We start from the raw sequence: 12,070 nt of genomic DNA on the forward strand, positions 1-12,070 counted from the left end.
GTCTATTTGGTCTGGAACTACGGCTACCGCCAGGGCGTAGGCGGATCGAGCATCGGTAAGTCGGTGCTGAAGTTCAAAGTCGTCAGCGAGAACACCGGAGAGCCAATCGGTTTCGGAATGTCCGTGCTGCGCCAGATCAGCCACGTCGTCGACGCGGTGCCTTTCTACCTCGGCTACCTGTTTCCGCTCTGGACCGCCAAACGCCAAACGCTGGCTGACAAAATCATGGGTACGGTTTGCCTGCCACTCCGAAACCGGGACTCGACCACAGTCGAGTAGCTCGCACATTGCCGGGCTGACCGTCGATACGTGAACAGCGCAGCGCGCTAGCCAGCAACAACCGCAACTTCCGTTAGTACCCCTCCTTTGCGGCATTACTCGGGTAGCGTACGCAGCACTGTTTACCCAGCAAATTCAGCTCCGCAAAGGAATGAGCCGATGACTGAGCAACCGCCTGGGCCACCGTCGGGAAGTTATCCACCGCCGCCCCCCGGTAGCCACCCACCGCCGCCTCCCGGTAGTTACCCACCGCCTTCGCCGAGCGGTTACCCGCCGCCACCGCCACCCGCGGGCGGCTACCCACCGCAAGTGTCGAGCGGGTATGTCGAGATTCCCGGGGTCGGTCCGGTCGAGGTCGCGTCAATTGGCCAGCGCTTTCTCGCCAGATTGATCGACGGGGTCCTCATCGGCGTCGTTTACGTAGCAATCCAGGCGGTCGGCGTGGCAGATATGGCGTCGACTGCCCAGCCCGTTACCGACCAGTACGGCAACACCACCTACGAGCCTTCTGCCGCTGGAATGGCCGGGTATTTCCTGCTGCTGGGGATCCTGATGGTAGTCGGCTTCCTATACGAGTGGCTGATGGTGGGCTTGCGCGGCGCGACATTAGGGAAGATGGCGCTGTCGATCAAAGTGGTCAATGAAAGCACGGGCGAAGTGCTTGGCCTCAGCGGTTCGTTTCTCCGCTGGCTCATTTTCTTCGCGGGCAACCTCGCCTGTGGTATCGGGATAATCGTGGTTTATCTGTCGGTGCTTTTCGACAACTCGGGCCGCTTGCAGGGCTGGCAGGACAAAGTAGCCCACGACCTCGTCATACGCCGACCGCGCTAGACCCGTCAGAAGGGTCCACTGGAAAGCGCTGACCGCAGTCCGACCAGATACTCCGGTGTGATGCGGTTGGCGCCGAATAGTGTTGGACGGCGGTCGTTAGGCTGATCGTCGATGAGCGAACAGCACTTCGAGGCCGCCGGGCTCGCCACCAAGGCCATCCATGCCGGCTACCGACCTGACCCGTTGACCGGGGCGGTCAACGCCCCGATCTACGCCAGCAGCACCTTCGCCCAGGACGGGGTCGGTGGTCTGCGCAGCGGATTCGAGTACGCGCGCACCGGCAACCCGACCCGCGCCGCGCTGGAGACCGCGTTGGCCGCCGTCGAGGACGGCAGGTTCGGCCGGGCGTTCAGTTCCGGCATGGCGGCCAGCGACTGTGCGCTGCGGGCGGTGCTGCGCCCCGGCGACCATGTGGTTATCCCCGACGACGCCTATGGCGGAACATTCCGGCTGATCGACAAGGTGTTCACCGGATGGGGTGTGCAGCACACCCCGGTGGCGCTGTCCGATCTCGACGCGGTCCGCGCAGCGCTCACCCCGCGCACCCGGCTGATCTGGGTGGAAACACCCACCAACCCGCTGCTGTCGATCGCCGATATCGCGGCAATCGCCGAGCTGGGCGCCGAGCAGTCCGCGAAAGTGTTGGTGGACAACACGTTTGCATCACCGGCGCTGCAGCAGCCGTTGACGCTCGGCGCCGACATCGTGGTGCATTCGACCACCAAGTACATCGGCGGCCACTCCGACGTGGTGGGCGGAGCCCTGATTACCAACGACGAAGAGTTGGACGCGGCGTTTGCGTTCTTGCAGAACGGGGCCGGTGCGGTGCCGGGACCGTTTGATGCCTACCTGACCATGCGCGGCCTGAAGACGCTGGTGCTGCGAATGCAGCGGCACAGCGAAAACGCCGCTGCCGTCGCGGAATTCCTCGCCGGGCACGCGTCTGTTAGCGCGGTGCTGTATCCAGGCCTGGCCGCTCATCCCGGTCACCAGATCGCGGCGCGGCAGATGCGCGGCTTCGGCGGCATGGTGTCGGTACGGATGCGGGGCGGACGCAGCGCCGCCGAGGCGCTGTGCGCCAACACCAGGGTGTTCATCCTGGCCGAGTCGCTCGGTGGAGTCGAGTCGCTGATCGAGCATCCCGGCGCGATGACCCATGCATCGACCGCCGGTTCCCAGTTGGAGGTGCCGGACGATCTGGTGCGGCTGTCGGTTGGCATCGAGGACATCGCCGACCTGATAGCCGATCTCGACCAGGCGCTCAGCTGACCCCGCTGCGCGGGGCCAGCGCCTGACGGATGACCGCGGTCGTCACAGCCAGGTTGACCTCGGCCAGTTCTGGTTCGGACTCGCGCACCCAACTACCGCTGGCGATATCACCCGCCCGGTTGAGCACCCACTCCCAGGCGCGTTCGTTGAGGCTGAGCACCGCGCTCAGGCCATCGACGGTATGCAGCAGCGCGATCAGTGTCGCCATCGCGGGATCGGGGCTGTTGTGGTCCAACAACACCGATATCAGCGTCGCGCGAATTGCGTCGACTCGAGTCCGATCGAGCAGCGGCCACGCGTACACCCGCCGCAAGCCGTTGCCCTGCAGTCGAACCCGGTGGATGTGACCGGCATGCTCCAACTGTGACAGCACAACGCCGGTGGTCTGGCGGCGCATTTTTGCGATCGCGGCAGCCGGGCTCATCGGGCGGTGCAGCAACATCTGCAGCGCGGGTGCGACCACGGGATCCGTTGGCTCCGGCCCGATTAGCGCGACCAGCTGACCGGCTTGCACCTGCTCGTAGTCCACCGCCGGCCGGATCCGGCAGGCATGCGCCAAGTCCAGCAGCACCGCCGCGGACAGCACACGCCCATGGCGGGCCCGGTCCAGCGCCGGCTGAGCTGATGCGTTGTCGAGCAGGAGCAAGGCCAAATCCTCGGCGATGCGCGCCATCAGCCGATGTGATCCCGCCCTGTGTCCCCGACCGATGCCCTAGTTAGCCGTGGTACGGCTCTGCGCTGACCAGCGTCACTTCGACGGTGTTGCCGTTGGGCACGGTGTACTTGCGCGTCTCACCGACCTTGGCGTCGATCAGGGCGCCGCCCAGGGGCGAGTTCGGGGAGTACACCTCGAGCTTGCCGTCGTTAACGCCCTCCTGGCGGGTGGCGATCAGGAACGTCTCGCTGTCCGACTTGTCGCCGTCGTAGTAGACCTTGACCACCGAACCCGGCAGCGCCACGCCGGACTGCTTGGGCGCCTCGCCGACTTTCGCGTTGTTGAGCAAGTCCTGCAGCTGACGGATGCGGGCCTCTTGCTGGCCCTGCTCCTCGCGAGCGGCGTGGTATCCGCCGTTCTCGCGCAGGTCGCCCTCCTCGCGGCGGTCGTTGATCTCCGCGGCGATGACTGGACGGTTCGCGATCAATTGATCGAGCTCAGTCTTGAGTCGGTCATGTGATTCCTGGGTCAACCAGGTCACCTGAGTGTCCGTCATCTCGTCGTGCTCCTTGTGGTGTCGGTTCCGCGGCATCCGCGTTCGCAGGTTGTCCGTCTTGCTGCCGGGCGGGCCCACCGCGTGTACTGCCGACCCCAGTAGTCGGGTGTACCCCTGCGCGGCCCATACGGCCGCTAATGCAGCAATACACGGTCCCAGCCGGAACCGTGCATCCGAACAGCTTACCACCGTCGCGGCCGGTGCCGAGTACCTTTTCGCAGTTGGGTGTTTGCCAGGGGTGGCGAGAAGCGCGCGCGGTCAGGGCGCACGCAGGTAGCCCGGCACGTCGGTGCCGCAGCCGTAGACGTCGCCCATCACCGGCGGCTTGCTGGACTTGACGATCGTCGTCACCTGGACCGTCGCTTCGGATGCTGGGGGAACCAGCACCTCACGTCGACCCGTCTCACTGCCGTCTTTCGCGCGCACCCGCACGATGCAGTCGACCGGCGCCGACGGGTCCGACCGCGTCACGCTGATCGTTACCGATACCGTCTCCTGATCGATCAGCCGATACCCGGCCAGCGTGCCGACGACTTCGCTGCGACCCAACCGTTGATAGCCGATGACCGCGATCACGATTCCGGCGACGACACCGGCCCCAGCCAGCGCAAGGACGACCCGGCGCCGCGACGCGCGGGGCATTTGGCCATGCCCGTAGCGGGTGCGCGGCGGCTGCAGGGAAGCTTTGCTCATGTGTCTCGCGGTACGTGCGGGGTAGTCAGGTTTCGGGCCCCGCTATCCGGGATGAAACTATTAGGACTGGAACTATAGGCCCGACAGACCAACGTGACGAAAAGAACAGCACACGGAACAGGGAGCACGTGAGCGAACTGCGGTTGATGGCGGTGCACGCCCACCCGGACGACGAGTCCAGTAAGGGCGCTGCCACCCTCGCCCGCTACGCCGACGAGGGACACCGCGTACTGGTGGTGACCCTGACCGGCGGCGAACGCGGTGACATCCTCAACCCGGCGATGGACCTACCCGAAGTGCACGGTCGCATCGCCGACATCCGCCGCGACGAGATGGCCAAGGCAGCCGAAATCCTCGGCGTCGAACACACCTGGCTGGGCTTCGTCGATTCCGGCCTGCCCAAGGGCGATCCGCCGCCACCGCTGCCCGAGGATTGCTTCGCGCGGACCCCGCTGGAGGTGTCCACCGAGGCGTTGGTGCGGGTGGTGCGCGAGTTCCGCCCGCATGTGATGACGACCTACGACGAGAACGGCGGCTACCCGCATCCCGACCACATCCGTTGCCATCAGGTCTCGGTCGCCGCATACGAGGCGGCCGGTGACTATCGGCGGTTTCCGGACGCGGGCCCGGTGTGGACGGTGCCCAAGCTGTATTACAACCACGGCTTCCTGCGCCAGCGGATGCAGATGCTGCAGGACGAATTCGCCAAGCACGGCCAGACCGGGCCGTTCGAGAAGTGGCTGAAGCATTGGGATCCCGCGCACGATGTGCACGCCGACCGGGTGACCACCCGGATCGAGTGCTCGGCGTATTTCAGTCAACGTGACGACGCGCTGCGTGCCCACGCCACCCAGATCGACCCGAAAGGGGATTTCTTCGCGGCCCCGATCGGATGGCAGCAGCGGCTATGGCCCACCGAAGAGTTCGAGCTGGCGCGCTCACGTGTTCCGGTGCGACTTCCCGAAAACGATCTGCTGGCCGGAATCGAGCCGGAGCAGTGAACCCGCTTGCGGTTGCCGCGATCCGGGTGCTCGCCGACTTGCAGGCTGACGGGGCGCCACACAACAGCGGACCGGATTTCGGCAAAGCCAGCCCGTTCGGGTTGCTGGTGGTGGTGCTGCTGTTGATCAGCCTGCTGTTTCTGGTGCGCTCGATGAACCGGCACCTGCGCAAACTGCCGGAGTCCTTCGACCCGCAGAACCCCGGCCCGGATCAGGCGGTCGACGACGGGACGATCGGCGCCGACAAGCCGACACCGGGGCCCGCCGATGATCGCTTCCCCCATGAGCCCAGCGGCTAACCTGCTCGCCGGGGCCGCCAGCCCCTACCTTCGCCAGCACGCCGACAACCCGGTGCATTGGCAGCAATGGTCGCCGCGGGCGCTGGCCGAGGCCGCCGAACGCGATGTGCCGATCCTGCTTTCGGTCGGCTACGCCGCATGCCACTGGTGTCACGTCATGGCGCACGAGTCGTTCGAAGACGACGAGGTGGCCGCCGCGATGAACGCGGGGTTCGTGTGCGTCAAGGTCGACCGCGAGGAGCGGCCCGACATCGACGCGGTCTACATGAATGCCACCGTCGCGCTCACCGGGCAGGGTGGCTGGCCCATGACATGTTTCCTGACACCCGACGGCCGGCCCTTCTTCTGCGGCACCTACTATCCCAAAGCCGGGTTCCTGCAGCTGCTTTCGGCGGTGGACAGTACCTGGCGCGATCGTCGCGACGAGGTCGAGCAGGCCTCCGATCACATCGCAAGCGAATTGCAGTCAATGGCTGGGGGATTGCCTGGTGGCGGCCCGGAAGTGGCGGAGTCGCTGTGTGACGACGCCGTCGCCGCGATTCTGCGTGACGAGGACACCGCGCGCGGCGGTTTCGGCGGGGCACCGAAATTCCCGCCGTCGGCGTTGCTCGAGGCGCTGCTGCGAAGCTACGAACGGACCGGCTCGCCGCGCGCGCTGGATGCGGTTCGCCGTACCGGCACCGCGATGGCCCGTGGCGGAATCTACGACCAGCTGGCCGGCGGGTTCGCCCGCTACAGCGTCGATAGCGCCTGGGTGGTACCGCATTTCGAGAAGATGCTGTACGACAACGCGCTACTGCTGCGCGGCTATGCGCACTGGGCCCGCCGCACCGGGGACGAGTTAGCGCGCCGGGTCGCCGCGGAGACCGCACGTTTCCTGCTCGACGAGTTGGCTCAAGCCCACATGTTCACCTCGTCGCTGGACGCCGACGCCGACGGCCGGGAGGGTTCGACTTACGTCTGGACGCCTACGCAACTGACCGAAGTGCTCGGCAGCGGCGACAGCCCTTGGGCCGCTTCGGTTTTCGGGGTCACTGCGACGGGTAACTTCGAGGCCGGCGCGTCGGTGCTGCAGTTGCCCCGCGATCCGGATGACCCCGGCCGTTTCGAACGCGTCCGGACGGCGTTGCTGGCCGCCCGGCTCACCCGGCCGCAGCCCGGTCGCGACGACAAGGTCGTCACCGCCTGGAACGGACTGGCCATCACCGCGCTGGCCGAGGCGAGTGTGGCGTTGGGCGCGCCGGAGTTGGCCGACGCCGCCGCGCGCTGCGCGACCGCGCTGGTGGAGCTGCACCTGGTGGATGGCCGGCTGCGGCGGGCCAGCCTGGGCGGGCTGGTCGGCGAGAGCGCGGCGATCCTGGAAGACCACGCCATGCTGGCCACCGGGCTGCTGACGCTCTACCAGTTGACCACCGACGACGGCTGGTTGACGACGGCCATCGACCTGCTCGATATTGCGTTGGCGCACTTCGCGGATCCGGACCGGCCTGGCCGCTGGTTCGACAGCGCCGACGATGCCGAGCAGCTGCTGTTGCGGCCCGCTGACCCGCTGGACGGGGCTACGCCGTCGGGCGCGTCCTCGATCGCCGAGGCGCTGCTGACCGCAGCGCATCTGGTCGACGCGAAACGCGCTGACCGCTACCGGCAGGCGGCGGCTGACACGCTGCAGGCGCACTCTCCGCTGCTGGCCGCCGCGCCGCGCTCGGCCGGACATTGGCTGGCGGTCGCCGAATCCGCGGTGCGCGGGCCGTTGCAGATCGCGGTGGCCTGTGACCCGGTGGAATCGTCGCTGCTGGCCGACGCGCGCAGACTGGCGCCCGGCGGGGCGATCGTCGTCGGCGGCGCGGCGGGGTCATCGGAGCTGTTGGTCGGCCGCGACCGGGTGGCCGGTGCTGACGCGGCATATCTCTGCCGCGGGCAAGTGTGCGACATGCCCGTCACCACGGCCGAGGATCTGACGGCGGCGCTGACTAGGCCACGGTAGCGTTGCCAGTCATGCCGAGCCGCGAACAGATCGCCGACACCGTCAACCGCTACATCAGCTTGCTGGCTAAGGGCAGCGCTGACGATTTGGTCGAGTTGTTCGCCGACGACGCCACCGTCGAGGACCCAGTCGGCGGCGAGGTGCACATCGGCCGGCAGGCGATCCGCGGCTTCTATTCGTCCGTCGACAAACTGGAACGGGAATGCGAGCTGGTGACACTGCGGGTGGCCGGTAACGAGGCGGCTTTCCAGTTCAAGTTGACCGTGAAGGCCGGCGACGGCGGGATGCTGATCGAGCCGATCGATGTGATGGTGTTCGGCGACGATGGCAAGGTGACCGCGATGAAGGCCTACTGGTCGGCCGACCACGTCACGCAGCTCTAGCGCCGGCGATCACGCCGGGTGGCCCACGTAGAACACCGCGAGCCACACGGCGATGTAGTGGCAGATCGCGGCCACCGCGGTGCAGGCGTGGAAGAACTCGTGATAGCCGAACGTGCTCGGCCACGGGTCGGGCCAACGCAGCGCGTAGAGAATGCCACCGATGCTGTACAGGGCGCCGCCGACAACCAGGAGCACCATCGCGGCCACGCCGGCGACGTGCATGATCATCGCGACGTAAAACGCGGCGACCCAGCCGAGCAGCAGGTAAAGCGGTACACCGACCCAGCGCGGCGCGCTCGGCCAGCACATCTTGAGCAACACCCCCGCGATCGCACCGCCCCACACGACGCTCAGCACCAGCATCCCCGCGTCGTGCGGCATCGCCAACAGCGCGAACGGCGTGTAGGTACCGGCGATCAACACGAAGATCATCGAATGGTCGAGCCGCCTCATCCACTTGCGGACGTTCGCCGATTTCCAGGTCACTCGGTGATAGACGGCGCTGACGGTGAACATCCCCACCACGGCGCCGGTATAGGCGAACGTTGCCAAACCGGCTTTGAGCCCGGCCAGCGGCCAGGACACCGATATCAGCGAAGCGCCGGCGGCGACCGCGACGACGGCCGACACCAAATGGATCCAGCCGCGTGCCCGCGGCTTGGTCAGCACGTCGGTAGCAGCCTGCAGGACCTGACCGCCGACTTCCCCGACACTGTTGGCCGGCCCGGAAGTGCCGGGCTCGGCGACCACGTGGGTCTCGCGGGCCAATATTCCTCCCTGATCACTCGCTGTGTTTACGGCCGGATCGCCGGTAAGCGCTATCGCCCACAGTAATCTGGATCGCTGTGGAGATCATCCCGCCGCGCCTCAAGGAACCGCTCTACCGGCTCTACGAGTTGCGGCTGCGGCAAGGCCTGGCCGCAGCCAAACCCGCGCTGCCGCGTCACATCGCGGTGTTGTGCGACGGCAACCGGCGGTGGGCACGTGACGCCGGTTACGACGACGTCAGTTACGGGTATCGGATGGGCGCGGCCAAGATCGCCGAAATGCTGCGCTGGTGCCAAGAAGCCGGCATCGAAATGGCCACCGTCTATTTGCTTTCCACCGAAAACCTGCGACGCGATCCCACCGAATTGGCCGCGCTGATCGAGATCATCACCGATGTCGTCGAGGAGATCTGCGCGCCGGCAAACCGATGGAGTGTGCGCACTGTCGGGGATCTGGAGTTGATCGGCGAGGAGCCCGCACGACGACTGCGAGACGCCGTGGAAAGCACAGTGGGCACCGCATCCACCGCCGGATTTCACGTCAACGTCGCCGTTGGGTACGGCGGGCGCCAGGAAATCGCCGACGCCGTTCGGGCATTGTTGAGCAAGGAGATCGCCAACGGAGCCAGCGGCGAGGAACTCGTCGACGCCGTCACTGTCGACGCGATCTCGGAGAACCTGTACACCTCCGGGCAGCCGGATCCCGACCTGGTCATCCGGACGTCGGGGGAGCAGCGACTATCCGGCTTCCTGTTATGGCAAAGCGCCTACTCGGAGATGTGGTTCACCGAAGCGCATTGGCCCGCATTCCGCCGGGTTGACTTCTTGCGCGCGTTGCGCGATTACAGCTTGCGCCACCGCCGCTACGGCATCTGACGGCGTGCCACACTGAGAGCATGGCTGCGCTATCAGCGTTGGTGTTCTCGCTGAGCTGGTGGCTGGGGCTGTATCTGTTGGCCCGTGACCCGCGCAAGCCGGTGCTCGCGTTCTCGGCGATTGGCCTGTGCAGCTTTGCGACGGCGGTGGCGCTGGATGCGGTGCGGCTCATCACGCATTCCGCACTGCTCGGCCACGTGGAGATCTACCTGGTTGCCGTACCCGGCGTGGCCTGGTTCGCGGTGCTCGTCGAGCTGGCAAGGCCGTGTGACGGCGGGCGGGCGCGTACCGGTGCGGTGTTGCTGGTCGGCGCCGTCGGCGCGCTGACATTGGTCGGCGCAACGCTGGCCGGCAGCGTCGACGGGCCGCTGCGGCTTGGCCATGTGGTGATGTGCGTGGTGATCTCGGTGTCCACGCTGGGCGCAATGATCGCCGCGCTGAGACATCGGGCGCAGAAGATCCCGGTGGTCGGTCTGGTCATCACGGCGACGATGTTCTTTGCACTCGCGAACGCCATTTTGATCATTCCGCTGGGCGTCGTGCCCAGCTGGCTGGCGCTGGCGTCGACGGGTTGCGACGTGCTGGGCCTGGGTGTCGCGGTCGCGCTGTGGGACGCGTTCGACGAGGGTCAGGCGCTGCGCGCCGATATGCTGCGCTCATTCACCGGCGCCGGCGCGGTCGTCTTGCTGCTCGGCGGACAGATGCTGATCGGCATCGCGTTGACCCGCCAGCAGACCACGGCGCAGATAGCGCTGACGGTGTTGCTGTTCACCAGCTTGGCGATCGTGACCTCGGTGCAGGTGCTGGCCGACCCGTTGGCCGGGCTGCTGGACCGGCTGGTGTTCTCGCGATCCCCGATGCTGCGGGCCGACCGGGAAACGTTGCGGCGCACCCAGTCCGCGCTACCGCTGCGGTCGGCCGATCCGCTTGACGACTTCGACGATGACACCTTCGCCCGGCTCACCCGCCGGGCGCTGGGCCACTACGGCGACCTGTCCAAGCTGGTCGCCAGCCCGCTGACCGCGTTGCCGGCCATCGACGAGCGGCTGGCCGCCCGCGGGGCGCCCGACCAGCCGCTGGAGCGGGCCATCGAGCTCAAAGCTCTGCTGGCCGACCGCGTCGCGCGGCTCAAACCACGCGACGGCGGCGACTTCGGCACCACCGAGCAGTGGCGCTACTACAACGCGCTGTACTTCCCCTACGTCGTGGGCGTGCGTGCGTACGCGCAGAATGCCACCGCCGCAGGCCTCGACCCGACCGCCCGGCAAGCCTGGCACTGGTTCGTCACCGAGGTGCCGCAGCGCTCGCTGCACAACTGGCAGAACGCCGCGGCCCGCCTCATCGCCGCCGATCTGCGCGGCCGGGTGGCCGTGTCCAGCGAGCCGTAAATCCTCCGTTAGCTCGGCTAGCCAAGGAATACGTGGCGCAGAACATTCGGTTGACCTGCGCATGGCAGTGCCTGGCAGTGCCACGCGTCGATCTGGCAGTCCCGGAACGGCACGCTCAGAAGTAGATCGACCCGACACCGCAAGGAGTTACGACATGACTGCTGTTACTGGACTGGCCCCCCGACCCCTCGCCGACTCGACCGACTCGTTGTTGCGGTTCGCGATGCGGCTCGACGCAACGGTGACCGGGCTCGCCGGCCTGATGATCGCCGCGGCCGCCGATCCGCTCTCGTCGCTCACCGGACTGAGCTCCATCGCCGAATACGGCCTCGGCGCGTTCTTCGTGCTCTACGGGCTGGTGGTGTTCGTCCTCGCCGCAGCACCCGATCTGCGCCGCGCCGGGATCGGCCTCGTCATCGCCAACGCCGTTTTCACCGTGGCGGCGGTCGTCGTGGTGGTCGCCGATGCGCTGCCGTTGACCTCGATGGGCATCGCCGCCTCGCTGGCCAGCGGTGTTTACACAGCGCTGATCGGCTACCTGCAATACCTCGGAGTGCGCCGACTGCCGGCGTGACTCCCGTCCCGCCGGTGCGGGGCGCCGCCGTCAGAGGTTGCGGTGTGCGCCTCCGCATCGGCTTGGTTGGTCTTCTCAGAGCTTGCGCAGCCGCAGCCGGTTAATCGAATGGTCGGCGTCTTTGCGCAGCACCAGGGTGGCCCTGGGGCGAGTAGGCAGGATGTTCTCGATCAGGTTCGGCCGGTTGATCGAACGCCAGATGTCGCGGGCCGCGACCACCGCTTGCTGATCGGTCAGATCCGCGTAGTGGTGGAAGTGCGAGGCCGGGTTGGCGAACGCGGTCGAGCGCATCGCCAGAAACCGGGAGACGTACCACTGCTCGATGTCTTCGATCCGCGCGTCCACATACAGCGAGAAGTCGAACAGGTCTGACACCATCAGGGTGGGCCCGGTCTGCAGCACGTTGAGGCCCTCGAGGATCAGGATGTCGGGGTGGCGCACCACCTGCTTGGCGTCCGGCACCCGGTCGTAGTGCAGATGCGAGTACACCGGGGCGCAGACGTGGTCCGAGCCGG

At 66.9% G+C, this 12,070-nt stretch carries 16 protein-coding genes; 10 read left to right on the forward strand and 6 right to left on the reverse strand.

All coding sequences use genetic code 11. The features are described 5' to 3' along the window. A partial coding sequence (locus WAN71_RS11645) for an RDD family protein (RefSeq protein WP_422225473.1) occupies nt 1-279 on the forward strand: 279 nt, incomplete at its 5' end. Between the two features lie 73 nt (nt 280-352). Here the strand turns inward: WAN71_RS11645 and WAN71_RS11650 are convergent. Beyond that, the gene (locus WAN71_RS11650) at nt 353-583 is read right to left on the reverse strand and encodes a hypothetical protein (protein WP_422225474.1); all 231 of its coding nucleotides are present in this window, start codon (nt 581-583) and stop codon (nt 353-355) included. Between the two features lie 5 nt (nt 584-588). Between WAN71_RS11650 and WAN71_RS11655 the strand changes: the two genes are divergently transcribed. Continuing rightward, a complete protein-coding gene (locus WAN71_RS11655) occupies nt 589-1,110 on the forward strand; it encodes an RDD family protein (RefSeq protein WP_422225475.1) in 522 nt (173 codons plus the stop codon). A 111-nt stretch (nt 1,111-1,221) separates the two neighbouring features. Further along, nucleotides 1,222-2,379, forward strand: coding sequence for a cystathionine gamma-synthase (locus WAN71_RS11660; RefSeq protein WP_422225476.1), 1,158 nt, complete (start codon nt 1,222-1,224; stop codon nt 2,377-2,379). On the opposite strand, the gene WAN71_RS11665 is transcribed toward WAN71_RS11660, so the two are convergent. The 3 genes from WAN71_RS11665 to WAN71_RS11675 form a co-directional block, all read right to left on the reverse strand. After that, on the reverse strand, nt 2,372-3,052 hold the full coding sequence (locus WAN71_RS11665; protein ID WP_422225477.1) for a GOLPH3/VPS74 family protein: 681 nt from the start codon (nt 3,050-3,052) through the stop codon (nt 2,372-2,374). The genes WAN71_RS11660 and WAN71_RS11665 overlap by 8 nt on opposite strands. A gap of 43 nt (nt 3,053-3,095) precedes the next feature. Next, on the reverse strand, nt 3,096-3,590 hold the full coding sequence (gene greA / locus WAN71_RS11670) for a transcription elongation factor GreA (RefSeq protein WP_422225478.1): 495 nt from the start codon (nt 3,588-3,590) through the stop codon (nt 3,096-3,098). Between the two features lie 258 nt (nt 3,591-3,848). Further along, entirely contained in the window at nt 3,849-4,283 is a 435-nt protein-coding gene (locus WAN71_RS11675) for a DUF4307 domain-containing protein (protein WP_422225479.1), read from the reverse strand. Nucleotides 4,284-4,411: 128 nt separating this feature from the next. Between WAN71_RS11675 and mca the strand changes: the two genes are divergently transcribed. Genes mca through WAN71_RS11695 form a run of 4 tightly spaced genes read left to right on the forward strand, consistent with a single transcriptional unit; the run spans nt 4,412 to nt 7,950 of the window. Next, complete coding sequence (mca, locus tag WAN71_RS11680; RefSeq protein WP_422225480.1) at nt 4,412-5,284, forward strand: mycothiol conjugate amidase Mca; 873 nt, start codon at nt 4,412-4,414, stop codon at nt 5,282-5,284. Continuing rightward, nucleotides 5,281-5,583: a hypothetical protein gene (locus WAN71_RS11685; protein ID WP_422225481.1), complete on the forward strand. Its 303-nt coding sequence runs from the start codon at nt 5,281-5,283 to the stop codon at nt 5,581-5,583. The genes mca and WAN71_RS11685 overlap by 4 nt, the downstream gene beginning before the upstream one ends. Further along, nucleotides 5,567-7,567 carry a thioredoxin domain-containing protein gene (locus WAN71_RS11690; RefSeq protein WP_422225482.1) on the forward strand — a complete coding sequence of 667 codons (2,001 nt, stop codon included), beginning with the start codon at nt 5,567-5,569 and terminating at the stop codon, nt 7,565-7,567. Before WAN71_RS11685 ends, WAN71_RS11690 begins: the two co-directional genes overlap by 17 nt. A gap of 11 nt (nt 7,568-7,578) precedes the next feature. Beyond that, a complete protein-coding gene (locus WAN71_RS11695) occupies nt 7,579-7,950 on the forward strand; it encodes a nuclear transport factor 2 family protein (RefSeq protein ID WP_422225483.1) in 372 nt (123 codons plus the stop codon). Between the two features lie 9 nt (nt 7,951-7,959). Here the strand turns inward: WAN71_RS11695 and trhA are convergent, their stop codons facing one another. Next, on the reverse strand, nt 7,960-8,637 hold the full coding sequence (trhA, locus tag WAN71_RS11700) for a PAQR family membrane homeostasis protein TrhA (protein ID WP_422225488.1): 678 nt from the start codon (nt 8,635-8,637) through the stop codon (nt 7,960-7,962). A gap of 158 nt (nt 8,638-8,795) precedes the next feature. Between trhA and WAN71_RS11705 the strand changes: the two genes are divergently transcribed. The 3 genes from WAN71_RS11705 (at nt 8,796) to WAN71_RS11715 (ending at nt 11,555) form a co-directional block, all read left to right on the forward strand. Beyond that, the gene (locus WAN71_RS11705) at nt 8,796-9,593 is read left to right on the forward strand and encodes a (2Z,6E)-farnesyl diphosphate synthase (protein WP_422225484.1); all 798 of its coding nucleotides are present in this window, start codon (nt 8,796-8,798) and stop codon (nt 9,591-9,593) included. Between the two features lie 20 nt (nt 9,594-9,613). Beyond that, nucleotides 9,614-10,981 (forward strand): hypothetical protein, encoded by a 1,368-nt coding sequence (locus tag WAN71_RS11710; RefSeq protein ID WP_422225485.1) that lies wholly within the window; start codon nt 9,614-9,616, stop codon nt 10,979-10,981. Between the two features lie 154 nt (nt 10,982-11,135). Continuing rightward, complete coding sequence (locus WAN71_RS11715; protein WP_422225486.1) at nt 11,136-11,555, forward strand: hypothetical protein; 420 nt, start codon at nt 11,136-11,138, stop codon at nt 11,553-11,555. Between the two features lie 75 nt (nt 11,556-11,630). Here the strand turns inward: WAN71_RS11715 and WAN71_RS11720 are convergent. Next, the coding region (locus WAN71_RS11720; protein WP_422225487.1) for a type I pantothenate kinase at nt 11,631-12,070 on the reverse strand (440 nt) is incomplete at its 5' end.

Source organism: Mycobacterium sp. (genome assembly GCF_049280035.1).
In the GTDB taxonomy this organism is placed as follows: domain Bacteria; phylum Actinomycetota; class Actinomycetes; order Mycobacteriales; family Mycobacteriaceae; genus Mycobacterium.